This is a genomic window from Thalassotalea litorea, assembly GCF_005843925.1.
Classification (GTDB): Bacteria; Pseudomonadota; Gammaproteobacteria; order Enterobacterales; family Alteromonadaceae; genus Thalassotalea_A; species Thalassotalea_A litorea_A.
This window is the reverse complement of the sequence record NZ_VCBC01000008.1, coordinates 84,371-109,129: the sequence shown is the minus strand read 5'-3', so window position 1 is coordinate 109,129 and position 24,759 is coordinate 84,371. Positions and strand designations below refer to the sequence as shown.

General features: G+C 44.7%; 25 protein-coding genes. 13 read left to right on the top strand and 12 right to left on the bottom strand.

The annotated features are described in order from the left end of the window. Window positions 1–60 precede the first annotated feature (60 nt). The 4 genes from lnt to tpx all read left to right on the top strand — a co-directional run bounded on the left by lnt (window position 61) and on the right by tpx (window position 4,759). Window positions 61–1,638, top strand: coding sequence for an apolipoprotein N-acyltransferase (gene lnt / locus FE810_RS09425; RefSeq protein WP_246037013.1), 1,578 nt, complete (start codon window positions 61–63; stop codon window positions 1,636–1,638). A 154-nt stretch (window positions 1,639–1,792) separates the two neighbouring features. Beyond that, window positions 1,793–2,302, top strand: coding sequence for a GNAT family N-acetyltransferase (locus FE810_RS09420; RefSeq protein WP_138319804.1), 510 nt, complete (start codon window positions 1,793–1,795; stop codon window positions 2,300–2,302). Between the two features lie 77 nt (window positions 2,303–2,379). Next, on the top strand, window positions 2,380–4,086 hold the full coding sequence (locus tag FE810_RS09415) for an amidohydrolase (protein ID WP_246037012.1): 1,707 nt from the start codon (window positions 2,380–2,382) through the stop codon (window positions 4,084–4,086). Window positions 4,087–4,114: 28 nt separating this feature from the next. Beyond that, window positions 4,115–4,759 carry a thiol peroxidase gene (gene tpx / locus FE810_RS09410; RefSeq protein WP_246037011.1) on the top strand — a complete coding sequence of 215 codons (645 nt, stop codon included), beginning with the start codon at window positions 4,115–4,117 and terminating at the stop codon, window positions 4,757–4,759. A gap of 189 nt (window positions 4,760–4,948) precedes the next feature. Here tpx and FE810_RS09405 read toward each other — a convergent pair whose 3' ends face one another. Next, entirely contained in the window at window positions 4,949–5,686 is a 738-nt protein-coding gene (locus FE810_RS09405; protein WP_171022321.1) for a DUF924 family protein, read from the bottom strand. A 243-nt stretch (window positions 5,687–5,929) separates the two neighbouring features. Between FE810_RS09405 and FE810_RS09400 the strand changes: the two genes are divergently transcribed. The 5 genes from FE810_RS09400 to FE810_RS09380 all read left to right on the top strand — a co-directional run bounded on the left by FE810_RS09400 (window position 5,930) and on the right by FE810_RS09380 (window position 10,786). Then, on the top strand, window positions 5,930–6,388 hold the full coding sequence (locus tag FE810_RS09400) for an Hsp20 family protein (RefSeq protein ID WP_138319802.1): 459 nt from the start codon (window positions 5,930–5,932) through the stop codon (window positions 6,386–6,388). A gap of 324 nt (window positions 6,389–6,712) precedes the next feature. Beyond that, the gene (locus FE810_RS09395; RefSeq protein WP_138319801.1) at window positions 6,713–8,062 is read left to right on the top strand and encodes a glycosyltransferase family 2 protein; all 1,350 of its coding nucleotides are present in this window, start codon (window positions 6,713–6,715) and stop codon (window positions 8,060–8,062) included. 983 nt (window positions 8,063–9,045) lie between these two features. Further along, window positions 9,046–9,495, top strand: a complete 450-nt coding sequence (locus FE810_RS09390) for a DUF3429 domain-containing protein (RefSeq protein ID WP_138319800.1) — start codon at window positions 9,046–9,048, stop codon at window positions 9,493–9,495. 27 nt (window positions 9,496–9,522) lie between these two features. Further along, entirely contained in the window at window positions 9,523–9,924 is a 402-nt protein-coding gene (locus tag FE810_RS09385; RefSeq protein ID WP_138319799.1) for a thiol-disulfide oxidoreductase DCC family protein, read from the top strand. Between the two features lie 40 nt (window positions 9,925–9,964). Further along, the gene (locus tag FE810_RS09380) at window positions 9,965–10,786 is read left to right on the top strand and encodes an SDR family NAD(P)-dependent oxidoreductase (protein WP_138319798.1); all 822 of its coding nucleotides are present in this window, start codon (window positions 9,965–9,967) and stop codon (window positions 10,784–10,786) included. A 529-nt stretch (window positions 10,787–11,315) separates the two neighbouring features. Here FE810_RS09380 and FE810_RS09375 read toward each other — a convergent pair. Then, window positions 11,316–12,284, bottom strand: coding sequence for an NAD(P)H-quinone oxidoreductase (locus FE810_RS09375; RefSeq protein ID WP_138319797.1), 969 nt, complete (start codon window positions 12,282–12,284; stop codon window positions 11,316–11,318). 258 nt (window positions 12,285–12,542) lie between these two features. Between FE810_RS09375 and FE810_RS09370 the strand changes: the two genes are divergently transcribed. Further along, window positions 12,543–12,794, top strand: a complete 252-nt coding sequence (locus FE810_RS09370; RefSeq protein ID WP_138319796.1) for a hypothetical protein — start codon at window positions 12,543–12,545, stop codon at window positions 12,792–12,794. A 138-nt stretch (window positions 12,795–12,932) separates the two neighbouring features. Here the strand turns inward: FE810_RS09370 and FE810_RS09365 are convergent, their stop codons facing one another. The 6 genes from FE810_RS09365 to FE810_RS09340 form a co-directional block, all read right to left on the bottom strand. After that, on the bottom strand, window positions 12,933–13,190 hold the full coding sequence (locus FE810_RS09365; protein WP_138319795.1) for a hypothetical protein: 258 nt from the start codon (window positions 13,188–13,190) through the stop codon (window positions 12,933–12,935). Between the two features lie 22 nt (window positions 13,191–13,212). Beyond that, window positions 13,213–13,443 (bottom strand): PA3496 family putative envelope integrity protein, encoded by a 231-nt coding sequence (locus FE810_RS09360; protein ID WP_171022320.1) that lies wholly within the window; start codon window positions 13,441–13,443, stop codon window positions 13,213–13,215. A gap of 381 nt (window positions 13,444–13,824) precedes the next feature. Further along, window positions 13,825–14,265, bottom strand: coding sequence for a hypothetical protein (locus tag FE810_RS09355; protein ID WP_138319793.1), 441 nt, complete (start codon window positions 14,263–14,265; stop codon window positions 13,825–13,827). Between the two features lie 195 nt (window positions 14,266–14,460). Then, entirely contained in the window at window positions 14,461–14,820 is a 360-nt protein-coding gene (locus FE810_RS09350; RefSeq protein WP_138319792.1) for an MGMT family protein, read from the bottom strand. A gap of 363 nt (window positions 14,821–15,183) precedes the next feature. Beyond that, window positions 15,184–16,788, bottom strand: a complete 1,605-nt coding sequence (locus FE810_RS09345) for an FG-GAP repeat domain-containing protein (protein ID WP_138319791.1) — start codon at window positions 16,786–16,788, stop codon at window positions 15,184–15,186. A gap of 37 nt (window positions 16,789–16,825) precedes the next feature. After that, window positions 16,826–17,515, bottom strand: coding sequence for an SDR family oxidoreductase (locus tag FE810_RS09340; protein WP_138319790.1), 690 nt, complete (start codon window positions 17,513–17,515; stop codon window positions 16,826–16,828). 145 nt (window positions 17,516–17,660) lie between these two features. Here FE810_RS09340 and FE810_RS09335 point away from each other — a divergent pair, with 145 nt between their 5' ends. Genes FE810_RS09335 through FE810_RS09325 form a run of 3 tightly spaced genes read left to right on the top strand, consistent with a single transcriptional unit; the run spans window position 17,661 to window position 21,123 of the window. Further along, window positions 17,661–19,250: a glutamate synthase-related protein gene (locus FE810_RS09335; RefSeq protein WP_138319789.1), complete on the top strand. Its 1,590-nt coding sequence runs from the start codon at window positions 17,661–17,663 to the stop codon at window positions 19,248–19,250. Between the two features lie 53 nt (window positions 19,251–19,303). Next, the gene (locus FE810_RS09330; protein WP_138319788.1) at window positions 19,304–20,149 is read left to right on the top strand and encodes a peptidylprolyl isomerase; all 846 of its coding nucleotides are present in this window, start codon (window positions 19,304–19,306) and stop codon (window positions 20,147–20,149) included. Beyond that, window positions 20,149–21,123 (top strand): HupE/UreJ family protein, encoded by a 975-nt coding sequence (locus tag FE810_RS09325; RefSeq protein WP_138319787.1) that lies wholly within the window; start codon window positions 20,149–20,151, stop codon window positions 21,121–21,123. The genes FE810_RS09330 and FE810_RS09325 overlap by 1 nt, the downstream gene beginning before the upstream one ends. Before the next feature lie 849 nt (window positions 21,124–21,972). Here the strand turns inward: FE810_RS09325 and FE810_RS09320 are convergent. Genes FE810_RS09320 through FE810_RS09305 form a run of 4 tightly spaced genes read right to left on the bottom strand, consistent with a single transcriptional unit; the run spans window position 21,973 to window position 24,710 of the window. Beyond that, complete coding sequence (locus FE810_RS09320; protein WP_138319786.1) at window positions 21,973–22,944, bottom strand: AgmX/PglI C-terminal domain-containing protein; 972 nt, start codon at window positions 22,942–22,944, stop codon at window positions 21,973–21,975. Then, the gene (locus FE810_RS09315) at window positions 22,944–23,495 is read right to left on the bottom strand and encodes an ExbD/TolR family protein (RefSeq protein WP_138319785.1); all 552 of its coding nucleotides are present in this window, start codon (window positions 23,493–23,495) and stop codon (window positions 22,944–22,946) included. The genes FE810_RS09320 and FE810_RS09315 overlap by 1 nt, the downstream gene beginning before the upstream one ends. Then, a complete protein-coding gene (locus tag FE810_RS09310; RefSeq protein ID WP_138319784.1) occupies window positions 23,495–24,055 on the bottom strand; it encodes an ExbD/TolR family protein in 561 nt (186 codons plus the stop codon). Before FE810_RS09310 ends, FE810_RS09315 begins: the two co-directional genes overlap by 1 nt. A 13-nt stretch (window positions 24,056–24,068) precedes the next feature. Then, window positions 24,069–24,710 (bottom strand): MotA/TolQ/ExbB proton channel family protein, encoded by a 642-nt coding sequence (locus tag FE810_RS09305; RefSeq protein WP_138319783.1) that lies wholly within the window; start codon window positions 24,708–24,710, stop codon window positions 24,069–24,071. Window positions 24,711–24,759: the final 49 nt, after the last annotated feature.

The following is a 24,759-nucleotide window of genomic DNA, read 5'->3' as shown; positions in this document are numbered from 1 at the left end:
GATAAAATTAAACACAGAATAATAACTAAGGCAGTCACTGCCATTTAATGGAATCGTCTTTTGAGTGCAATCAAATCTCCTAAATTGAGTCTTTTTATCAGCTTTATTGCCGGCTTATTGACGGTTCTGGCCTATGCGCCCTACTCAATCTGGCCGGTTGCCTGGCTATGCCTACTTGTATTTATTCAACAACTTAACAACGCCACCACAAAACAAGCCTGGTGGCGAGGGTTTAGTTTTGGTCTTGGCTGGTTTAGCGCCGGGATCTCCTGGGTACATGTCAGCATTGAACAATTTGGTGGCATGCCACTGATTGCCTCTTTAACCTTAATGCTGCTGTTGTGTGCATACCTGTCACTGTTTCCAGCCCTTGCCGCTTGGCTCACGCAACGCATTAAGCCGCTGAGAATATTTGCGAACTATCACTTATTGCTGTTGCCGTTATTTTGGTTTGCCAGTGAGTTTTTACGGGCCCGATTGCTCACCGGGTTCCCTTGGTTATCCCTAGGCTATAGTCAAATCGACTCCCCATTCGTGGCCTTGGTCCCCATTGTCGGCGAAACCTTATTGTCTTTATTCGTCGTGCTTGCGTGTGTCGCTATCTATTATGTTCTCATCAATCAACGACGCTTGATAAATGCGACTATCCTCGGTGCTTTGGCATTGCTAACGATCATCAGCCAATTCCCAGTCTGGGTTGAACAAACCCAACAACCGATATCGGTTGCCATGGTGCAAGGTAATATCGAACAATCCCTGCGCTGGGACAAAGATCGTGAAGATATCATTATCAAGCAGTACATTGAGGATACGCAAAGCTTATACCAAGATCATGATTTGATAATCTGGCCAGAAGCTGCCATTCCTCGCCTTGAACCACTGGCTCAACCTTATTTGCAGCGAGTCGATTCCAAGGCCAGCGACACCAACACCGCATTGATCACCGGCATCATTAATTATGAAGTGAACAGCCGCAGCTTTTTTAACACCCTGATTGTTTTAGGCCAGGCGCAGAGCAGTTTGGTTCACGATGATCCCATCAGCACTGATGCCAACCAAAGCAATTATTATGCTTCTAATCGCAATCGCTATAACAAACACCACTTATTGCCGATTGGCGAATTCGTGCCATTTGAATCGATTATGCGAAAAATTGCGCCTTTGTTTGACCTGCCCATGTCATCCTTTAGTCGTGGCGATTATGTGCAAACGAATCTCGTCGCCAATGGCATCCGCATCGCACCGTTAATTTGCTTTGAAGTGGCATTTTCGCAACAAACGGCGGCCAATGTGTCCAACACCACTGATTTGTTATTGACGGTCAGTAATGATGCCTGGTTTGGTGACTCCCATGGCCCGCATCAGCATCTGGACATCGCTCGTATGCGCGCCATTGAATTTGGCCGACCGATGTTACGCTCAACCAATAATGGCATCACCGCAGTTATCGATCACCATGGTGATATTGTCGAGTCCATTCCTCAGTTTGAACAGGCAACCTTAAGCACTAAGGTACACCTGACAACCGGTGAAACACCATTTTCTCAGTGGGGCTATCTGATTGAACGTATCCTCGTCAGCCTGATCTTTGTCTTTTTAATCATCACATTTATCTATACAAAACTTCGCCGAAAATAAATATCAAGGGGTCAGAGTCGTTGAACATTTTAACGACTCTGACCCCTGATTTAACATGATGGTTGGTTTCGTCCAAAATCTGTGAGATATTTTTATTTAGAAGATAATCAATCATTTTCAGATCGTTACGACTAGCCCAAAGAACTCAATCAACATGACTCTTTTCAAAACTGAACGCTTATTTATTCGTGAGTTTACCCCTGAAGATTCCGAGGCGCTTAAAAGCGTATTAGCGGATCTGAAAATCATGCAGTATTCGATTGTTGGTGTGCACTCCGAACAACAAATAGGTCAATATATCGAAAAGTGTCAGGCGAGTTACCAAAGTTCGGGGATTAGTCAATGGGGGATATTTTCAAAGGTCAATGATGAGTTTGTTGGTATATGTGGCCTGAATTGCCATCAAATTGAAGGTCAGGATATGTTGCACATCAATTATCGTCTCGCGGGAAAATTTCATGGCAAAGGCATGGCAACAGAGGCAACCGATGGATTGCTAAAATATTGCGAAAAACAACTCAGACTGAAAACCATATCCGCGTTAATCGATCCGAAAAACATCGCGTCTTTGAACGTAGTAAAGCGCCTGAATTTTCATAAGCAATTGTCAACAACACTTCTAGGTTTTGCTGTCGATGTATATCAACGAAAATTGCTCAGTTAACACCTTTAAAAGAAATGTTTAGGATGGCTCTAAATCTGCCTCTAGCCCATGGCGATATTCATTGCTAAGATAACAGCATGTTAACAAAGACAATTACGACTATGACCTATTCATTCCGCTCCGTGAACACCGCTTTGGCGCTATCTTTACCACTGGTTTTGACTCTATCCACGCTGAGCCCATTGCCAGCACTGGCCGAAACCACCATTATTAAAAATGTAAAAGGCTATACCTTCACCGATGGTGAATTAATGACATTTAAGGCCTTGAAGTTTACCGACGATAAAGTTGACCGGATATATAAACTTACCGATCAAATAGACTCTGCAAGTGATGCCACCGTGATTGATGGCAAGGGACGCGTTATGTTGCCAGGTTTAATTGATGCCCATGGCCATGTGCTCAGTTACGGTTTGAGTCTGATGCGCGTCGACTTGATGGGCTCCCCCTCGGAGCAGGACTCCGTCGCTAGAGTAAAAGACTTTGCTCAAAAAAATTCCGATAGCAAATGGATCCAAGGCCGAGGCTGGAACCAGGTGCAATGGCCAAGTAATGCATTTCCTACCGCCGCATCTCTGGACAAGGTGTTTCCTGATACTCCAGTGGTATTGTCTCGCGTTGATGGGCATGCACTTTGGGTAAATTCCAAAGCAATGGCAGTTGCCGGCATTGATTCAACAACCAAAGAAGTGGACGGCGGTCAAATCATCCGTGATAAGAATAATCAGCCGACCGGCGTGTTTGTGGATAATGCCATGGACTTAATTTTCAAATCTATGCCTGCATTGTCACAGCAGGATATGGAAGTAGCATTAGAAAAAAGCATGCGCTCACTGGCTTCGATGGGCTTAACGTCTGTGCATGATGCAGGAATTTCTAAACAGAATATTGCGGCGTATCAAAGCCTGATAAAGAAGCAATCGATGCCAATTCGGATCAATGCCATGGTTGATGTGATGGACTCAAACTGGAAAGCCACCTTAGCCAAAGGAACAAGTCTGAGTGATGACAAAAAACTGCAAATTAACAGCGTTAAAATTTCCGCGGACGGTGCCTTAGGCAGTCGCGGTGCCGCGTTAATTGAAGATTACTCCGATATGCCCCACCATCGGGGGCTATTACTGCATGATGACAAAACCCTTGGCAACATTATCCACCACGCCATGCAAGCGGGTTTTCAGGTAAATACGCATGCGATCGGTGATAACGCCAATAAAATCGTGCTCGATCATTATCAAAACGCTATCGCAAAAACTCAATCCAGGGACTTACGTCATCGGGTTGAACACGCGCAAGTATTGCAGATGAGTGATATCGAGCGATTTGCCGAAATGGATATTATCGCATCGATGCAGGCCACTCACGCAACGTCGGATAAGAACATGGCAGAAGATCGTTTAGGTTCAGAGCGGATCAAAGGTGCTTATGCCTGGAAAACCTTGTTAAATAAACAGGTCATTATCGCGGCCGGTTCCGACTTTCCCGTAGAGTCCCCGAACCCTTTCTTTGGTTTACATGCGTCATTAACCCGTCAGGATAAACAAAACCTGCCGAAAGGCGGTTGGTATCCGGAACAAGCTATGAGCATGGCGCAGGCATTTAAGAGCTTTACGCTTGATGCCGCTTATGCCGGCCATCAAGAATCTTATTTAGGCTCGTTAGAGCCCGAAAAGCAGGCGGATTTTATCCTGGTCGATCAGGACATATTTGCGATACCGGGCAAGGACATTTGGAAAACTCAGGTTCATCAGACATGGGTCGGCGGTAAAAAAGTCGAATTTTAACTTCTAGCGGTTACTCAAAAACGTTAACATGACAATAACAAAGGTAGATAAGGAATTGCCCCAATATATGAAACACTTATTAATCACGTTAGCACTCGCTGCGAGTTTTTCGGTTAATGCGAATACGTCAATAGCAAGCAGTAATGCCGTTGCAACCGTGCCAGGAACAACAACCACCGCCAATGTAGTAACCGCGGGGGGGAAACCCATTACTCTTTTGGGCGAACCTGTGCAGGTTGGCGACGATGCACCACAGTTTACCGTTGTGAATGAGCGCTTTGAAAAAATCTCGTTGAGCGACTTTACCGAAAAGACAGTGATGATTTCGGTTGTGCCAAGTCTGGATACTGGCGTTTGCTCGACTCAAACCAAACGATTCAATAATGAAGTCGGCGGACTGCCTGATGACGTTGTATTGCTTACCATCTCCAATGATTTACCATTTGCGCAAAAACGTTTTTGCACCAAAGAAAAGGTAAATAAAATCATGGTGCTGTCAGACTCTGTCTGGCGCGATTTTGGTAACAAGTATGGTTTACTGATCAAAGATATGGGGTTACTCACCCGTGCCATTATTATCATTGATAAAAATGGTAAAATTGCCTACAAAGAGTTGGTAAAAGACATTTCCAACGAGCCGGATTACGATACCGCGCTGATGATGGTGAAGTAAGACGTTAAACAAAGGAGCCGAATGGCTCCTTTTTAATTTTAGGGTTTAGAATCGTATGGCAACAGAAAACCTACGATTGTATTCTTGATAGATAAATCAAAGAATAATCTATCAAACGCCATATCGCTTATTGCAAAACATGAAGATACCGCATAAGTCTCCTCCCAAAATATAAACACCTTAATATTGTTATTGCCCAAACCGTTTCGCGGTTTTCAAATACTCCATTTCTTCCGCTGAAGACTTGCGCTTCAAGACCTTATTTCGATGTGGGAAATGTCCAAATTTTGCAATAATATCGGCATGCTCTTTGGCAAACTGTAATGAATTTTGAATCACCTTGATATGCTCATCTAAGAAATACTCATCTTCGAGTTCATTAAATTTGAGTAAACATAGGTTTTGCATCGTTAACGATTCACTGTGTTCAAGCGGGTGATAATAAAAGCACCTTTCAATCAAACATAAAGACTGGTCATGGCCTTTGTCGATACCATCGAGACAATACTGAAGTGCCAGTGCATCATAGGCAAACGCCTGAGCGCTGCCGCGATGGATGTTTCGAGGCATTTGATCCAATAAGATAATTAGCGCCAGTGAGCCTTTCGGTGTATTTTGCCAATCACTTAGTTGCTCGCTACCGGCCCGCTCTATCAGATACGCAAATTTATCTTCAATTTCTTTGTCCTGCTGTACCGTTGCCGCATACCAAAGTTCAGCTTGAGATTTCGGCGAGAGCTCGTTTGAAAGTTCAGAAAACCAAAAGTGTAAAACCGATTCAATTGAGTCGTTGATTGTTTTAATCCTCGTTTGTGTGGATATTTGTTGATGCGGCCCGTGAGAAAATCGCGCTGAACGCTCATACATCCTGCCAAAATTTCGAATAATCCTGGCCAGTTTTTTGATAAAATAAAACAGAGACTTCAATCAGAGATTTTATTCAGATTGCGCCGTTTTGCCTTGCAAAATATCGCCTTTGTTACACCTTCAGCTGCACCAATTTTTTACCGAGTAACCGCAACGTTTAAAATTTTTTAAGAAAAAACCTTGAATCTATTTTTGCCCGCCCCATATAGTTAATTGTAGTCGCCATAAAGGGTCTACAAATAACCGCCTGTTCTTAATGAAAGGCACTTTAAATTCACATATTGCTATAAATAGGATATGACTATGCGTACTATTTCTACAGATTTTTCTCCACTATACCGTTCATTCATTGGTGCCGAGCACTTAGCTTCATTAATGGATAAAGCCTCTCGCGCTGAAAAACAGCCGGCTTATCCACCGTATAATATTGAATCAATTGCCGATGATAAATATCGCATCTCGATGGCCGTTGCAGGATTCGTCGAAGCAGAATTAGATATTGAATCCAAAGAAAACTCGTTGACGATCACTGGCACAAAACAAGCCAATGAATCCGATGCCAATCGAAAATTTTTATATCAGGGCATTGCCGAGCGCAACTTTGAGCGCAAATTCCAACTCGCGGACCACGTAAAAGTTGTTTCCGCCCATATGGAAAATGGCCTGTTACATGTTGACCTGGAACGTGAAATTCCAGAAGCATTAAAGCCTCGCAAGATTGCCATCAATGGTAAAAGCTTGTTAGAAGGCAAAACCAGCTAAGCAAAGATAGTAAAACCTCCCTTAATACATCTGTCTTTGAAGGCCCCTAATGTAACATTAGGGGCCTTTTCTTTGCGCGCCACCTTATTAAATGCCACTCGGTTTTTACGTTTGCTTACCCTCCTCCCATTATTTCATATGCAAAAACACCGAGTTATCCAGCGTTTTTATGATCTTTCATTACGTTAAATTACAAAGTTTAATTTGTGTCCGGTGACAAATTCCTGTCATACTAGCCCCTAGTTAGCCCCCTGACGTAATGAGGTTGTGCAAATTCGCAACCCATATCACACTATTAATTAATAACAATAAAGCGACTACATTATGTCTTCATCCGTATGGGGAAAACTCGCACTTTTATGTATTGGCTACCTGATCACAGGCAGCATCATCTGGCTTTATTTCCATTCAACGCCTCAGTTTTATGCGGATTTAGAAGCCATTCGTATTGGTATTTTTCTGCTATTGGCACCAATTTTAAGCAAGTACCTGATTCAATTATTCGCATTACCCATTTACTCTTTCCGGCAACGCAGAATTAACCGCAAAGCGCGAAATATAAAACCGAAGAGCGTATCCGTATTGATCCCTGCCTATAACGAGGCCACCGGGATCATTGGCACCATAGAGTCGGTTGTTAATAACCAATACCCGGATCTTGAAATCATCGTAATCAATGATGGCTCTAGCGATGAAACCCATGACTTGGTGCAGGACTACCTGAAAAAATTCTCCAGCCGGTATTTCCCAAAAAACCGATTCAAACCTGATATCAAGTATTTGTATTTGAAAAACGGCGGTAAGGCTACGGCGTTAAACAAAGGTTTAAAGCTGGCAACCAAAGATATTGTGATGACGATTGACGGTGATTGTTTGATGGCCAATGATGCCATTAAAAATACCGTTAAACAGTTCCAAAGTTCTAAGGTAGGTGCCGTTGCCGGCAATGTTGTCATTGCCAATAAACAAAAAATTATCGGTTTAGTGCAACAACTTGAATATCTGTGTGGTTTTTTCCTGCGCCGTGCAGACTCAGTATTTAATTCTGTGTTTATTATTGGTGGAGCAGCCGCCAGTTATCGTCGTGATGTCCTGACCAAGCTTGGCGGCTTTGATACTGACATCATTACCGAAGATATTGAGATCTCGTTGCGCATTCTATCGTTAGGCTACAAAACCCGTTATGCCGCCGACGCCATCACATACACCGAAGCGCCCTCCGATTACAAAGGTTGGTGTAATCAACGTCTGCGTTGGAAGTTTGGTCGTTTCCAAACCTTATTACGGTATCGGGATCTATTCTTTAGCAGCCATAAAAAGCACAACAAATATCTCACCTTTATTACCTTACCAATCGCCATTTACGGTGAGTTTATTTTGCTGTGTGAGTTATTACTGGTGACGTTATTTTTAGGGTACAGCTTTTACAGTGGCAATTATGCTCCGTTAGTCTTGCTCATCGCGCTGATGACGACCATGACGTACATCCAACTCTTGTGTGATCACAAGCCAAAGCATCATTTGAACTTATGGCTCTTTGCCCCGATCGCCTGGATCCTGTTTTATTTGGTCGATATCATCGAATTTCAGGCACTGTTCCGTAGTTTAAAGCGACTGATTTTAGGACGCACTTTGCAATGGCAACGTTGGGTTAGAGAAGGGATCAATAACTAAGCGGTGATGGATGCTCCATCCCCGCTGTTGTCGAGGGATGACTTCGTCGGGTGGATAAAACCTTAGTCCCGGCAGGTTTTTGGGTGACTACTGCGTGGATGGAAAAGCCTAGCAGGCACTGCCCCTGCCGTCATCCTCACTTCTGCTCACCCTCATTCCATAACTCTAACTATTTCCGTCATCCTAACTGCCACCGTCATCCTAACTCCTGCCGTCATCCTCACGAAAGTGGGGATCTGCTTTACTTTAGATTCCCAGTAGTGTCTGGGAATGACGGGAAGAGCATATTTATCATCCTCACTGCTGCTCACCCTCATTCCATAACTCTAACTCTTTCCGTCACCCTAACTCCCACCGTCATCCTCACGAAAGTGGGGATCTGCTTTACTTTAGATTCCCAGTAGTGTCTGGGAATGACGAGAAGAGCATATTTATCATCCTCACTGCTGCTCACCCTCATTCCATAACTCTAACTCTTTCCGTCACCCTAACTCCCACCGTCATCCTCACGAAAGTGGGGATCTGCTTTACTTTAGATTCCCAGTAGTGTCTGGGAATGACGGGAAGGCTGTGGGGGTGGATAAAACCTTAGTCCCGGCAGGTTTTTGGGTGACTAATTCGTGGACGGAAAAGCCTAGCAGGCACCGCCCCTGCCGTCATCCTCACGAAAGTGGGGATCTGCTTTTAATTTAGATTCCCAGTAGTGTCTGGGAATGACGGGAAGAGCCGTTTCGTCCCGTCCACTCCCACCGTCATCCTCACGAAAGTGGGGATCTGCTTTTACTTTAGATCCCCAGTAGTGTCTGGGAATGACGGGAAGGCCAACTTTGTCACCTTAGGAGCACTTCAGTTCGCAGTTGTCATCCAGACGCGTATGTTCGCATCTATCCCCCTAAGGGAGTGATCAATTTGGCCCCCTCCCCCGTATATCTCAGTAAGTCATTTATTGAAATAAACGCTTCAGTGAAACATCGGAGGGCATCATGCCAACATACAAACGTCTCGGATACGCTGGCTTGCTCCCCTTTGTTGCTGGAGTTTCTCTTTTCGCGTTTGATGTAAAAGTTTTCACTCTGACGGGAGATACACTGTTTATCCTGTACAGCGCTGTAATTTTAAGTTTCCTCGCCGGCACGCTATGGGCCAATAGTTTAAAAAACAACGGAGAAGCGATATACGACCGTGAACTCATCACTTCTAACCTCATTTCTCTTACGGCTTTTGTCAGTCTGATGATGAATTCGAGCCTCACTGCGGTAACCTTGCTGCTCGTTGCTTACCTGCTTATTTTCAAACATGAAGCTACACTTGAAAACTATGCGGAAATTTATCCCGATTACTTCTCAATGCGTAAAAGGCTGACTCTGGTTGTCAGTGGCTTACATCTTCTTCTCGCTGCACTGATCCTTTTCCATGGTTTGGCGGCTAGCTAATATAACGTTTCGTTGGAGTTTAGCGCTATGAAACTGAAAATTTATTACGACGGTCATTGTCCATTGTGTGTTCAGGAAATGCGTTCCTTACAAGGCAAAAATACTGCCAACGCCATCTATTTTGTTGATATCAATCGCCTCGATTTTTCAGAGCTGTATCCTCACATCGATGTAGACAAAGCAAAAGCCATTTTGCACGGCGAGGACGATGCAGGGAACTTGATGTATGGATTAGATGTGACTTACAGAGCCTGGTCACTAGTCGGTGAAAAATGGCGAGTCGCACCGTTGCGGTGGCCCATCATTCGTAGTGGTGCCGATAAGGCATACCTGATGTTTGCGAAACATCGCTTTAAAATCTCTCGCTGGCTAACCGGACAAGAACGGTTAGATTGCAGCGCATGTGCCGATTTGAACAAGTCAGAATAGCCAACCGCCATTTTGATAACCGAAATGAGGACCTACTGACATGGCCACCACATTGATCATCGGCGCTTCAAGCGCCATCGCTAAAGCCATCGCCGACTCCGTTGCCAATTGCAATACCGACACAAGTTCAATCGTGGCGGTGCCTAACGAGAAGTTGTCAGTGGATAGCGCTCAAGACACTGTGCTCCGTATCTCCCGTTCGTCCTTACCCGCAATAAAACCAGAGTATTGCGATACCGGCAGACTTGTTAACGTCATCGATTTGCCTTGTGATTATTCTCCAGCACAAATCCAGCAATGCTGTGACACAATACTCGAACATCATCAAGCCATTGATACTATTTACATTTGCAATGGTGTACTACATGGAAATTTGCAAACAGAGCAAAATTCTCGCAGCTTTTACCCCGAGAAAAAGATAGAAGATCTCGATTTACAAACGTTGCAACATGTCATGACAACCAATGCCTTTATGCCAGCCCTATGGCTGCAAAATCTGACGGCGCTATTCGCGCTTAAACACCCATGCAAAGTTATCTGCTTCAGTGCACGCGTTGGCAGTATTAGTGATAACCACCTTGGGGGTTGGTATAGTTACAGAGCGTCGAAAGCCGCGCTAAATATGTTATTGAAGACCATGAGTATCGAATTTTCACGACGTTTTAAAAACGTTAAGCTCATCGCCTTTCACCCGGGCACCACCGATTCCCGCTTATCTGAGCCGTTTCAGGCCAATGTTCCGAAAGAACGGTTGTTTTCCCCCGAGTTTGTGAGTCAACAATTAATCGACATTGTCGAATCGTTAGATTTTGACGGTGAGCTGAGCTACGTAGATTGGGATAATAAAACGATTCATTTTTAATACCGCATTTCGATTGTTCAAGGCGCCGCCCCAGCCAAGGCTAGCGCCCTTTGGGTTAAGTGTCGCTATAAAGTCGTCGGGAAAATGGGAAATAACATGGCATTTGGGTGAGCGTTTCACAGTCATTAAAATCGTTTTTATTTCAGTGATCTAGATTGAGGATTGGGTCGTATATAGATGACAAGGCGGTTGAAATTTTCCCAATCAGGTATCATCCACTCCGTGAAACCTGTATTCGTCACTCTTCAACGACTGCTTTTATTAAGCTCGCTGTTTAACGTTCCCTTGTTGTACTTACGGAGGCTTCGGCCTCCTTTTTCTTTTTCCTTGACCTTATCTATGCCTTTGTCCATGCAGTTACCTATGCCGTTACCTATGTCTTTTCCAATACCTTTTCCGTGCGATAGCTGAGTATTTGGTAGTTTTCTTCGTGTTCACCAGGCGTTACAACAAACCCGCAATACTCATAACCCTGAGGTTAAGCGCCAAAGGCGCGTCGTTACGGCACCAGTGCAGTTTTATCGAAACATTAACGCACCTGCAAAACCAGTTTACCAATATTGGCATTGTCTGCCATTTTTTGATGGGCCGTGTTGGCTTCTTGCCAGGGGAATATCGAATCGATTACCGGGGTTATCGTACCATTGAGTAAACGTGCACCAAAGTCTCGTTGGAAATCAGCGACAAGCTTGGCTTTATAATCATCAGAGCGGTTGCGCAGCGTTGATGCATACAAGCTCAATCGTTTGCCAAGCATCTTCGCCATATCAAAATCCTGACTGTAACGTCCACCTAAGATCGCCAAATTAACAATGCGCCCATCAAGCGCGGCGACATTGATATTTTTGCCAACATAGTCGCCAGCCACAACGTCGACAATGACATCAAACTGACGACGGTTTTCTTTCGCCCATACAGCGAAATCCTGTTCTCGATAGTTAAGTGCTGTATCTGCACCTAACGTAAGACAAGCTTGCAATTTATTCTCGCTACCAACCGTGGATAATACGTAACAGCCAAGCGCTTTTGCTAATTGAATAGCCGCACAACCTACCCCTGAAGCTCCTGCGTGCACTAAAACGTTTTCACCTGCCGTTAAATTCGCAATGGTAAATAAGCTTTGGTAAGCGGTGAGAAACGTTTCTGCGACCGCAGCTCCTTGTTCGAAAGTCATTGATTGCGGCAATGCCATTAAGTGGCTCGCGTTTACTTTGGCAATTTCCGCATAACCGCCACCAGGGACCAGTGCGAAGACTCTATCGCCCTTTCGCCAATTCTTAACGTTATGACCAACTTCGAGAATTTCACCCGACACTTCAATTCCGAGTATTTCTGACTCCCCCAAAGGTGGTGGATATTTGCCAGCTTTTTGCAAAAGATCCGCGCGATTCACGCCTATCGCCTGCACGTTTATCAAACATTCATCATTACCAAACACCGGTTGTTCAGTATTTGATAATTGTAATTGTTGGTTGCTATCTATATCTAGAAAACGCATCGAAGCCTCTATTTTTAATTAAACGAAAGGGGGAGAATCACCAAGGCCGTAAGCCTAACTTCTTAAACCCTGACAGTCGCATCAAATACGTAACGCGACATATACTCTGATCCACTTTTCATTCAATTTACAGTTTATCTTGCTAATAATGCCGAACAGCGTTCCAATACTCAATAAGTGACGTTAATCAAAAGCTTAATCAAGCGCTTAATCAAGAGCCAAGTCGCGAAACCTGTCGTTCATCTAGTGAGAATGTAAATGGCAAAACCGAATAAAAAAATGCCCACAAAAACCGTCAAAGTGATTTGCAACCATTGCAATCAATTATTGTTTAAATACAAAAAAGGGGGGACCGGGGCACTGATCAAATGTTTTAAAGAAAGAATTGTCGAAGATAATACCGAGAAGCCGGGCATCTGCCCGAATTGTCAGTCGGAATTTGCCCGTGACACCTTAGTACGTGGCACGCCTGCATTCAAAATCATTGGCAACAAGGCGAAGCAGAAATAATTAGCGCGGTAGAAAACCGCGCGAAAGGTGACACGTCTCAGGCCTCAGTTTTGAGAAAAAGCAAAAGCCACTTGCCAAGCAGCAGGATCCTGAAACCGAAACCTGAGACCTAGATATTAGTGTTTCTGCCTTGCTCTCCTATTCCTTCGGAAGAGTCGAAAGCGTTTGGTAATCATTCATCTCTAAATCGTCATTAACGCAGGCGAGCAAATAACTCATCATTTCCTCCGCTGATACGTCATCCTCTTGAGCGTAAATTTTGCAGGTATCTAACACCTGTTCAATGTAACTGGCTGGCGCTTCTTCCGCATATTCCAACTCATAAGTCTCTTCGGCAACGGCACTGAAAGCGATAGCAGTGAACAAGCTACCCACGAACACATTTATTTTTTTCATTTTTATACCTTTGGTATTCGTATTAAAGTTCTAGGTCGTAATAAAAGGATCCCAATTCTTTTTCAAGCTGTCTTTGCTCGAGCAAAGAATCCAATCTCTGCTTAATTTTCAACTTGGTTTTGGCGGCTTTTTTCAATGCTTGCTTGTTTTTACTGCCATAGGCGATTTCAAAACCCGCGAGGCCAGTAGCCTGATATTCATCATCATCAATTTCGGTTTCAAAATCATCATCATAGTCGTTACTATTCATCATGTTTCCTTAACAAAATTCACCATTGAATTTGCACAGATATTGATTTGAAATCAGGGATTTGAAAAGCAAATAATTTTCATTTTGACGACAAAAAGTATTTGTTAATGGGGAGAGAGGACAGACGCAGCATACTACACTGCGTCAGGTGACAATTCGAAATGAAATATCGAACGGTGACAGGCCGACATCAAAGATACCGGACGGGTGACAGCGCTTAACAAGCGCATTTATCTACAGAATCAAGCCATCCTGGATTCTGCATACCTACTTATATGCAGGCAACCTGTAGTCACCTTGACACCTTTAGACATCTTTAGACACCGTTGCTTTTTACAGCGTCGTACTAGAGATCCCATCCTCCGGGATGGGATCTCGCAAAAACTATCTTACTAGCGCTATCTCATTTTCAGCATGGGCAATATAGCTTACATACTCATCGAGAATTTCCTGGGCCTTTTCTTCGGAACCAGCAACATCATTTAACGCTTTACGCCATGCTACCGAGTCAGGATTGGTTTCCCAGGTCATATCCTCGATCCCATTTTGCATATGCCAGATAACCAATAAATCATAATCTCCGGTGTGCATTTCCATAACCATTTCCGGCATCGGGGTTTTGGCTTTTTTTGAAGCGACTTGATAGTAATCTTTAATAATCTTTAACGCGTCATCGCGCTTACCAATTTTGTAAGTTATTTTCACTACGTTCTTCCATTTAACGCTGTCCTCATATCGCTTACCATCTTCTGCCGATGCCGTGTTTACCATCAGCAAAGCGGCGCATAAAATAGATGCCGACACGGCGGTTATTTTTTTAAACATAGAATCAATCCTCAATTTTAAATGGGGTTCACAAGATAAACGGATGGTTTTGCCGCGCAATTTCTGGTTCGAAATGGCATAGACATCAAGCGATTCATACTTGTGAAGATTTATTACAACTTCATGAAATACATATAGAAAGGTAGTAAAGATTTAAACAACTAGCCAAGAAATACGGGGATTAGCGCGAGTTGCTTAAAATGGCAAAGTTAATAATTCACCTACATCCGGCTGCCATTGAAAATCATCGAGTTTAATTTTCCCTGAAATGACAACAACCCCCTCTTCCTGTAATTTCGCCACTTGCCTTTGATAGGGTTCAGAGCCCTTGGGGAGTGATATTTTTCCCTGGCTATTTACGACTCGATGCCAGGGTAAGTTTTGCGTTGGTGAAGCAAGTTTTAAAGCTCTTCCGGCTAAGCGCGCACGACCTGGAAGGCCGGCTAAATCCGCTAGTTGTCCATAGCTTACCACTTTCCCTTCTGGTACCAGTGCAACTAAGGTCCAGATCCGCTGGGTTTTGTCGTCAATCGTTTTTTTGGAAGATATTGTCATAGGGGTAAGGTACATGAACCAGAGGTTAGGTGGCAACACCTAACGATTACCAGCATACGTTTGCGACATTCCATGCCTAGCTGCCACACGCCTCGCGCTTTTCTTTTATTCCTTACTCCGTCCCATCATTCCCAAACACTACAGTGACGAAGCTGGCCTTTCCGTCATTCCCAGACACTACTGGGAATCTAAAGCAAAAGCAGATCCCCACTTTCGTGAGGATGACTGCAGGAGCGTGGGGGGTGTCCTGGTTAAGCAAATTCAGGCACCCTAGTTAACCAACCATTTTTAATTTACCGCCTAGTGCTTCAAATCTATTTGATTAATGCCAACGGGTACGAATGTGTTGAGGCCTGACAGGTGCTATTTGGCGCTAATAATCACCAAATCATCATGATACTGCTCGGCATCTTCAACCCCGTAACGTACGAGCAATTCTTCTTTGCCATCAAGGTTTAAATCATCGCTGCTGAGCAACACGCCATTTTGCGGCAAGGGTAATGAAAATTTCTGCGCTTTACTGGCGATGTATTTATCGCCATTAACACCGGCATAAATTTTGAGTTTATCTTCGTCTGCGCTAAGAATTAATTCTTTATAACCATCGCCATTTAAATCTGCCAGTTTTACCACCGGCGCACCGCTTTTCCCGGTCGAGAGGCTAAACGTTAACTCAACTTCCTTACTAATGCTCTGTTTAAACGAACCGGACTGTTTATCCTGGACATAAATAAGAACGTCCTGATCAACACTACCACTTAATAAAGCACCGATAATTTGCGACACGGAAATATCAAAGGAGGATACGAGTACTTCCTGCCTTGCATCCTGATTTAGATCAACAAACTCGATATCACCCACGGTCCCTTCACTTGCCAGTACAGTGGTGGGTTGTTGGCTATAAATAATTGCCTGTTCCGTTTTTTGCCCTAAATATACCTGATAGTCATTGCTGCGATCCAACACTCCTGAGCTGGTACTGTGACGGACGACCAAATCGGTAATGCCATCACCGTCAATGTCATCCATCCGCTCCAGGTTCTTATGATCGAGTTTACTCTGATCAAGATTAGAGCCATCAGCATTGCGGGTATCCCACCAGTTTTGGCCTGAGATCTGTTGATTGATCGCAACCTGAGAAGGCTCTTGGTTAAATTCATTCTCACCTTGGGCATAATGTACCAGCAACTCACCATCATTCACCCAGGCAATATCCGAGCGTTTGTCTTGGTTCATATCCACCAGAAACCACTTGCGTTGGGTGTAACTGACGCTGCTTTCGAATACTTCAACGATTGGCAACACAGGCAATTTCTGATGTTTGTACGAAAGCAACTCACCCTCTTGTGCAGTGCCTTGCTGTCGTTGAGAAAGGTAAAGGTTGATACCATTAAAATCTGCAAGGGCAAAATCCGGATCGGTGTCCTGATTTAAATCGCGGACAAAATTCGCGCGTTTAAGATAATTGGACGAAGATTTGATGACAATCGAATCAATGTCTAATCGCGGCTGAAATGGCGATTCTGAGTCTTCAGGTCGCAATTCAACTATCTGATCACTGGTTAAAAAATAGAGCCGATTTAAGCGTTCTGAATCGGTAGCTGAGCCTAAGTCAGATGCGAGTTCTAAACCCGGTGTCGGTTCCGAACCAATATCAATAGAAAAATCCAATTCAGCGTCGGAGTCAAAAGAAAAAAATTGCGCCCCTATCGGTAAATGGCGGTAAAGCTCATATTGTCCAGAACGTTCATCAACGGCAAAAATCGCGAGTTGACCTTTGCCGTCATTTTCGCCTAATAAAATGATTTCTTTACCGGGGTTTGGCAGGAAATTGCCGCGGATAGGATCCTGAGAAATTGAAAAAGGCGCAGAGATTGTCTGAGACTTCAAACTCAGATTTTCTGCCTGGCTAACATTGGCAACAGATGCCATAGCCAAAATTAAAAGCGTCTTACCTAACTCTTTCATTGCATTCTTCATCCTTACCTAGGCCCTTGACGTTTTCCTACCAGGGCAAAACCTCACCATTTGAGTGCCTGAATACACCACTTTCATCCAGGGTCAATTCATCCATTAAGCCAACCAGTCGCTGCGCAGCTGTATCTGCAGAAATATCACCGTTGCCATTCACCATATCGGTTTGCACATATCCTGGGTGATAAATTCCAACCGCGATATCTTTAGTATACAAGTCTTTCGCAAGAGACATGCCGGCAATGTTCAATGCCGCCTTAGACATTCGATAGCCATAACGGCCGCCCGATGTATTATCGGTGATTGATCCCATCCTTGAGGTGATCAAGGCAATTTTACTGCCCTTGCGCAAACACCCCTGCAGACTCTGACAAATACGCAGCGGCGCCAGGGCATTAACCTGAAACTGCAGCTCAATTTGTTCAGCATTAAAATTATCTAACGACTCATCCCTTAAGATACCGGCATTATTGATCAAAAGATCAATGCTCACCGAAGACAATTTAGATTTTAACGTCTGAACGTCCTGCTCTTTGGCAACATCAATGTTTTCAATAATCTTTAGTGAATATTGCTGCGCAAGTTGCTCTAGGGTTGCAGATGCGTTGCGGCATACCGCAAACACCTGATCCCCTCGTTTTGCAAATATTTGCGCCATCGCCAGGCCGATGCCGCGATTCGCGCCAGTGATCACTATTACCGATGCTTTTGATTCCAACATGATTTAGATATTCCTTAAAGGATTAATAAGTAACGATTTATTTCACAGAGTGTAATCCAGTGCCAGGGGCATTGTTAACCACAATCGAGAAATATTTTAATCGCTAGCTTCTATACTGTAAAAAGTACCACTGAAAGGATCTGCTATGAAGAAACCCGTTATCGCAAATATTGTTCCAGCAAAGGTTGAACTCACGGCAAAAAAACCGGTGTTTTTTTGTGCTTGTGGCCTGTCCGGTAATCAACCCTATTGCGATGGTTCACACGCATCAACCGATTATGAACCACTGAAAATTAGTAGTGATGAAGATAAGACGGCGTACCTGTGTCAGTGCAAGCAATCTGCTAACCTGCCCTACTGTGATGGCACTCATAAACAGTATAGTAAAGACGATATCGGTGAGCCGCCAAAGTCTGAAGACACGGACGTCGAATCAACGAACAACGCCAGCCAAACCGATAAAACTGCGCCCTTGGGCAAACCGACGGCAACGCCTACGCCTGAAGAGCCCACTGTGGCTTACATTCATGAATTAGCCAAACATGGTTTAAGCAAATCTGGACACCATGGCCCTATGGTCGCCATGGGCGTTCCCAAATCTAAATTGCCGCAATGGGATGATATCCAAATCATGGTGGCGCAACTGGCGAAGAAACCCTTACTCGATGATAGTAAAGTCGCCACGGATTTAGTTATCGGTAAACAAGCTCGGAAGCCGCTTAGATTATCCATCCCGCTGCTTGTCTCTGATATGAGTTTTGGAGCGCTTTCCGAAAATGCCAAAATAGCCCTGGCAAAAGGCGCAGAACTTGCCGGCACCGGAATATGTTCAGGCGAAGGCGGCATGCTTGCTGCTGAACAACAAAGTAATTCCCGCTATTTTTACGAATATGCCAGTGCTGGATTTGGTTATGATGAAGAAAAACTCAAAAACGTTCAGGCGTTTCACTTTAAAGCCGGGCAAGCCGCAAAGACCGGTACCGGTGGCCACCTGCCGGCAGATAAAAATACCGATTTGATTGCTAAGGTTCGAGGTATTGAACCTGGAACCGATGCGATTTCTCCAGCAACATTTGAACATTTACACACGGTAGAAGACTTTCGAAACTTTTCCGATCGGGTTAGAGAGATCACCGGTGGTATCCCCATTGGGTTTAAGCTGAGCGCAAACCACATTGAAGCTGACATAAAATTTGCGGTAGAAGCGGGTGCTGACTATATCATTCTTGATGGTCGCGGCGGCGGGACAGGCGCGGCGCCAGCATTGTTCAGGGATCATATCAGCGTTCCAACCATTCCGGCACTCGCTAGAGCTCGGCATATTCTCGATAAAATCGACCCTCAACATAATGTGACATTAATCATCACCGGCGGGTTGCGTACCCCAAGTGATTTCGTAAAAGCCTTGGCATTAGGAGCAGACGGTATTGCCCTCGCAAATTCTGCCATGCAGGCTATCGGTTGCGTTGGCGCGAGAATGTGTAACCTTAACAATTGTCCTGCGGGCATCGCCACCCAAGATCCAGAACTCACTAAACGGCTAAATGTTGAAACAGGTAGTGAACAACTCGCGCGTTTTTTATCAGCCTCGACACAGCTGATGAAAATCATGGCTCGAGCATGCGGTCATACTCATCTAAATCAATTTAATCGATATGATCTGGCCAGTTGGCACCGACAAATTGCAGAGTTAGCCGGCATTGATTATGGCGGTTTTAAAGCCACCCGATTGTAATATCCCTTAACCGAACTGATAACAATTTCCTTTAAATTAATGACTGATAAATTATGAAAATAACACAACTTATCAAAGAACCCTTAACTCACTTTATCGTTATCGCCGTTGGATTGTTTCTCGCGTTTGATGTGATGAATGACAATGAGGACGATGCGCAGCATGTCATCAATGTCAGTAGCGGCAGAGTCGAACAGCTGCATCAGCGTTTTGTAAAAGTTTGGCAGCGAACTCCAACTCAAGAGGAAATGGATAAACTCATTAACAATTATGTCATGGACGAAATTTATGCCCGTGAGGCCAGAGGTCTGGGGCTCGATGTCAATGATGGTGTGATCCGCAAACGCTTGCGCCAGAAAATGGAATTTATGATGCAGGATATTACCAGTGCCCAGCCTCCAGACGCCCAGGAATTGGCGAGATTTTTTAAAGAAAACCAAAACAAATACCGGGAGCCGAATGCCTATAGTTTTCAGCAAGTATTTATCAGCGATGACTCGCCAGAAAAAATCATCAATGTGTGGGTAGGACAGCAACAAAAACGAATTAACAAAGGGTTAGAGCCGGAAGGCGCTTCGTCTTTACTACCAAAGTCTTTGCAGAGTCAAAGTCTTAGCATTGTAGCCCGACTGTTTGGTAACGAATTCGCCAAGGCGTTAAGCGTTCAACCCATTGAGCAATGGAGCGGGCCGATCCGCTCTGGCTACGGATTACATTTCATCTATATCAGTGATATTCAGCATGGCTCCCTACCAAAACTATCGCAGATAGAAGACAACGTTCTGGCCGACTGGCGTTATCAAAAAAATCTGGCCAATCAAAAATCCTACGAACAAGATTTACTCGATAGGTATGAGGTGAATGTCAATATGCCGACCTTAGTCGCCGGAGATTATTAATGCGCCGCTCACTGATGCTGTTGATGCTAATACTAGTTAGCCCCATGGGTTTTTGTGATGATATGCGCCCTGCGTCGCTGACCATTCAGCATAGCAGCGACACTGTTTATGATGTGATTTTTAAAGTTCCGGCTAGAGACGGGGCGAGATTAAAACTGGACGTCTATTTTGACCCAGACACAAGCCAACAAGGCGTTTTACACGGGTACTTTACCAACCAAGCGTATGTCAGTAAATGGCAGATCACTCGAGCGGATCTGCTTGGATTGGAGGTCGCGGTTGACGGTTTAACGGAAAATTCCGCTGATGTGTTGTTACGTATCATCGACAATCAAGGGAACATTCAGACCAGTGTCTTAAATGCCGATCAACAACACTATAAGTTTGCAGATAATTATCAACAAACCAATACGTTGATGCTTTATACGTTTTTAGGCATTGAACATATACTCATTGGCCTGGACCATTTGCTCTTTGTGGCTTGTTTAATCTACATATCACGCACCGGTCGTAAGTTACTACTCACCATCACCGGCTTTACCCTCGCCCATTCATTGACGTTAATTTTGGCCACAACACAATTGGTTCAGCTTCCAATAGCCCCCGTGGAAGCGGTGATTGCTTTGAGCATTGTATTGCTGGCCATGGAGATCAGTAAAAACAAAGCCAATAGTATCACCATGAAATATCCTGTTGCCGTCTCTACCAGCTTTGGACTGCTTCATGGTTTTGGCTTCGCATCCGTATTAAGTGATATCGGTTTGCCTGCCAATGAAATGTGGGTCGCCCTATTGAGCTTTAATATTGGCGTAGAAATTGGCCAGCTGTTATTTGTTGCGGCGCTATTCGCCCTATTCTTTTTGAGTAAATTGCTAATGAAGACATTGACGCTAGACAAGCTAAGGTTCTTTGTCAGCTATTCTTGTGGCTCTTTGGCGATGTACTGGATGATACAACGGTTAGCAGCATTTTGATCGTAATTAACAATGGCCAGAAAAAGCAGATCCCCACTTTCGTGAGGATGACGGTGTTGAGGGTGAGGATGACGGCAGAAACCAACCGACTAAGCCTTACAGCCGACGAAGCTGACCCTCCCGTCTTTCCCAGACACTACTGGGAATCTAAAGCAAAAGCCGATCCCCACTTTCGCGAGGATGACGAAGCTGGCCTTCCCGTCATTCCCAGACACTACTGGGAATCTAAAGCAAAAGCCGATCCCACTTTCGTGAGGATGACGGTGTTGAGGGTGAGGATTGCGGAGGGAGCTGTACCGACTAGGCTCTTCCACCCGACGAAGTCCCGCCATAGTCTGCCAGCAGCAGAAACCCTCCCGTCATTCCCAGACACTACTGGGAATCTAAAGCTAAGGCAGATCCCCACTTCCGTGAGGATGACGGTGTTGAGTTTGAGGATGGCGGCGTTGAATGTGTGGTTGACGGAATGAGTAAGGATGACGTCAGGGTCTGAAATTCGTGAGTATGACGGCAGGAACCGTGCCGAATAGGCTTTTCCACACGACGAAGCTGGCCCTCCCGTCTTTCCCAGACACTACTGGGAATCTAAAGCAAAAGCAGAACCCCACTTTCGTGAGGATGACGTCAGGGTCTGAAATTCGTAAGGGTGACGGCAGGAGTAGTACCGACTAGGCTCTTCCACCCGACGTAGTCATCCACCTAAAAACCTGCCGGGACTAAGGTTTTATCCACCTGACGAAGTCTTACCTCTAAAAACCTGCCGGGACTAAGGTTTTATCCACCCGACGAAGTCTTACCTCTAAAAACAAAAAACCGGCCATTCGGCCGGTTTTTTAAGCAAGTCTTCCACTAGAACGGTAAGAAGTTAAACGTATATGAAAGCTTAGTTTCATTGACATCTTCTGGTCCAAAGTTAATCAATTGGATACGAGCCAGAAGCTTACGCTTAAACTCTTCCAAATCAATTTCACTCGAGGCAATATCTACCAGAGATACGCTACCATCCGGTTGGATAATCAAGTTCACCGTAACCTTACCTTGAAGGCCAGGTTCAGAGCGCAATGCACGGCGATATATCGAATACAACGCCCCTTTATTTTTATCAAAGGTCTGGCGAATCGATTCCGTTGTACGGCTACCCGACAACATTTCCGACTCACTTTGTGCGGCAACCGCGCTATTACCACCGGTAGGCATTACCTTGGCGGTAAACTCTGTACTACTTCGTCCTGCTAACGTTGCGCCGTCTCCGACGTCACTAGACAAGGTTGCATTGCTTACACCACCAGATTTACCTTTGGCTTTACCCGCAAGTATCACCCGTTCGGTTTTCTCAGCACTACCACCTTCATTGGTCAGGTTTTCGCTCTGCAGATTACCCATATCCAAACTGTCGCGCATTTCGCTCAACTCGTCGGACAGTGCCAGCAATCCTGAGTTCTTGGCTTTTTCCTGAGCTTTTTTTACCTTATCGTCTTTAACCACTTCGGGTTTAGGTTCAGGTTTTGGCTCAGGCTTTGGCTCTTCTTTCTCAGGCTCCGGCTCAGGTTCAGGCTCTGGGATCGGTTCGTCTTCCGCTTGCAACTCTGGAACCGGTTCACGCTTCGGTGGCACAACTTCCACTTTACGCTCCATGATTCGCACCAGTTGTGGCGGGATCTTTTCCTTTTCTTCCCGGGTCTGCTCTGGCAGGTTGATTAACGAAACGATCAAAGTAAATACCAAGGTCAGGGCAAGCATGACTCCAGTAATACGATTAAACGTTTTGTTATCTTCCCCAATTCGCCAGTGGATCAGCAAGGGATTTGGTTGACTACTCACTACTGTCCCGCCTCCGTGCTATCCTGTGACTCAGCCTGCTCTAACAACTCGTCGGTATTGGTATATACCTGTTCCACTGCCAGTGAAATATTGGTATAGCCGGCCGAGGCTGATGTCTGCATGATTTTCTTTAACAACGCATAAGGAACGCTTTTGTCGGCCATGATATTAATCGGCAGACCATTTTCCAGCTCCTCAGGCGTTAATTGCTTACGACTTTTCTGATATTCCAGTTCAGCATTCAATGAATCGACAATCACGCTATCAAGCGCCGTCAACTCTTCAACACTGATGATTTGGCGTCCCTGTAATATCACATTCGAGGCATTGACCATAATCAGCAAATTATCTTCCGCAGCTTCCTCAGAAACCGATTCCGGTAATTCAAGCTGCTTATTGGTTTGCAGCACTTGAACGTCCGACGCATTTACCATCAAAAAGAAGACCAGGATGGTAAAGATATCCATCAAGGATACCAAGCTTAGCTTGGATGTCTTCGAGTTACGCTGATGATGACGTTGCATGCGTTTGGCACGTAATGATTGTTTCATTATTCGCTACCTCCTGCAGCCGCGACACCTTGAGTAACCAATTCCGGGTTTTTCAACATTGGCGCGTCACCTAAGGAAATATCCGGAAATAACTCGGCATCGATCACCGATGCAACAACAACGGCTTTATACGAGCGTGATTTGTCCATTAATGTAACGATCGTCTGATAGTCAATATCCGGCTCAAGTAACAAAGACAAATCGCGTTTTTCAACACCTTGTTTCGCCAGTAACTGTTTCACCTGTTTCAAGGTCGCAACGAGCGTCTCGTAATCGTAACCTTCCTCATTAGAAGGAATATATTTAAGCAAATAGGACTGCGGATAATAAACCTCAATGGCGTCTTTACGAACCATAATTTCCAGGTTTTTAATCTCTTCGTCATTTTGCTCAGTCTGCTGGGCGGGATCTGCTAAATCCGGCAGCTTAAGATCCAGAACGGTAATATGAGAAAATACCATCATCATCAAAAGCACCGGCACCAGAACAATCATCAAATTCATAAATGATGTAATGTCTAGTTCAGCTTCCTCGCGCTTAATTCGGGGCTTTCTTAGCATTAGTAAGGCCCGCCTATTGTGCGTTTTGCTTAGCCGCTTTATCTTTACTGATGATATTCAGGAATTTGACGCCAGCCATTTCCAGGTTATCAACAATTTCCGTCGTTTTGGTTTGCAGTACAGAATGAAGCAACAAGAGTGGAATTGCAGAAATCAAACCGAATGCTGTGGTGTTCATTGCAACGGAAATTGATTCAGAAAGCAACGATGCTTTCTCAGCAGGATCTGCTGAAGCTACCGCGGAGAATGCGGCAATCAAACCAATGATGGTACCTAACAAGCCAAGAAGCGTTGCAATGTTTGCAAGCGTTGCAAGGTAGGATGTACGCTTTTCAAGACGTGGCACCACTTCCATTACACCTTCTTCCATCGCATATTCAATTTCAGCACGATTGGCGTTGTCTTTTAGGCGGCTTACTCCAGCACCGAAGATGCTAGTGATCGCTGACTTGTCTGAAATGCGGCCAATGGAGTCAAAATCCTTGCGCATTAATAACGGTTGAATAGATTTAAGCGCCTTCCCGTTTAAACGAGATGCGCGAGTAAGATAGAAAGCACGTTCCAGTGCAATTGCTAGCCCAATCGCCAATACCACTGCGATAGGAAACATGAAGGTACCGCCTTCCTGGAAAAATCGAATAATTGTCTCAAACATAGGTCCTCACCTTTTTGTTCTGTTATCTGAAAATACACCTTAACGTACC

What these genes read in the sequence shown, in the direction of transcription:
- FE810_RS09315 (WP_138319785.1), bottom strand. Translation starts at nt 23,495, where the DNA reads ATGAAACAATCATTACGTGCCAAACGCATGCAACGTCATCATCAGCGT.
- FE810_RS09395 (WP_138319801.1), top strand. Translation starts at nt 6,713, where the DNA reads ATGTCTTCATCCGTATGGGGAAAACTCGCACTTTTATGTATTGGCTAC.
- tpx (WP_246037011.1), top strand. Translation starts at nt 4,115, where the DNA reads ATGACAATAACAAAGGTAGATAAGGAATTGCCCCAATATATGAAACAC.
- FE810_RS09385 (WP_138319799.1), top strand. Translation starts at nt 9,523, where the DNA reads ATGAAACTGAAAATTTATTACGACGGTCATTGTCCATTGTGTGTTCAG.
- FE810_RS09390 (WP_138319800.1), top strand. Translation starts at nt 9,046, where the DNA reads ATGCCAACATACAAACGTCTCGGATACGCTGGCTTGCTCCCCTTTGTT.
- FE810_RS09345 (WP_138319791.1), bottom strand. Translation starts at nt 16,788, where the DNA reads ATGAAAGAGTTAGGTAAGACGCTTTTAATTTTGGCTATGGCATCTGTT.
- FE810_RS09380 (WP_138319798.1), top strand. Translation starts at nt 9,965, where the DNA reads ATGGCCACCACATTGATCATCGGCGCTTCAAGCGCCATCGCTAAAGCC.
- FE810_RS09340 (WP_138319790.1), bottom strand. Translation starts at nt 17,515, where the DNA reads ATGTTGGAATCAAAAGCATCGGTAATAGTGATCACTGGCGCGAATCGC.
- FE810_RS09360 (WP_171022320.1), bottom strand. Translation starts at nt 13,443, where the DNA reads ATGATGAATAGTAACGACTATGATGATGATTTTGAAACCGAAATTGAT.
- FE810_RS09370 (WP_138319796.1), top strand. Translation starts at nt 12,543, where the DNA reads ATGGCAAAACCGAATAAAAAAATGCCCACAAAAACCGTCAAAGTGATT.
- FE810_RS09400 (WP_138319802.1), top strand. Translation starts at nt 5,930, where the DNA reads ATGCGTACTATTTCTACAGATTTTTCTCCACTATACCGTTCATTCATT.
- FE810_RS09415 (WP_246037012.1), top strand. Translation starts at nt 2,380, where the DNA reads ATGTTAACAAAGACAATTACGACTATGACCTATTCATTCCGCTCCGTG.
- FE810_RS09305 (WP_138319783.1), bottom strand. Translation starts at nt 24,710, where the DNA reads ATGTTTGAGACAATTATTCGATTTTTCCAGGAAGGCGGTACCTTCATG.
- FE810_RS09310 (WP_138319784.1), bottom strand. Translation starts at nt 24,055, where the DNA reads ATGCTAAGAAAGCCCCGAATTAAGCGCGAGGAAGCTGAACTAGACATT.
- FE810_RS09375 (WP_138319797.1), bottom strand. Translation starts at nt 12,284, where the DNA reads ATGCGTTTTCTAGATATAGATAGCAACCAACAATTACAATTATCAAAT.
- FE810_RS09365 (WP_138319795.1), bottom strand. Translation starts at nt 13,190, where the DNA reads ATGAAAAAAATAAATGTGTTCGTGGGTAGCTTGTTCACTGCTATCGCT.
- FE810_RS09350 (WP_138319792.1), bottom strand. Translation starts at nt 14,820, where the DNA reads ATGACAATATCTTCCAAAAAAACGATTGACGACAAAACCCAGCGGATC.
- FE810_RS09325 (WP_138319787.1), top strand. Translation starts at nt 20,149, where the DNA reads ATGCGCCGCTCACTGATGCTGTTGATGCTAATACTAGTTAGCCCCATG.
- FE810_RS09330 (WP_138319788.1), top strand. Translation starts at nt 19,304, where the DNA reads ATGAAAATAACACAACTTATCAAAGAACCCTTAACTCACTTTATCGTT.
- FE810_RS09355 (WP_138319793.1), bottom strand. Translation starts at nt 14,265, where the DNA reads ATGTTTAAAAAAATAACCGCCGTGTCGGCATCTATTTTATGCGCCGCT.
- FE810_RS09420 (WP_138319804.1), top strand. Translation starts at nt 1,793, where the DNA reads ATGACTCTTTTCAAAACTGAACGCTTATTTATTCGTGAGTTTACCCCT.
- FE810_RS09335 (WP_138319789.1), top strand. Translation starts at nt 17,661, where the DNA reads ATGAAGAAACCCGTTATCGCAAATATTGTTCCAGCAAAGGTTGAACTC.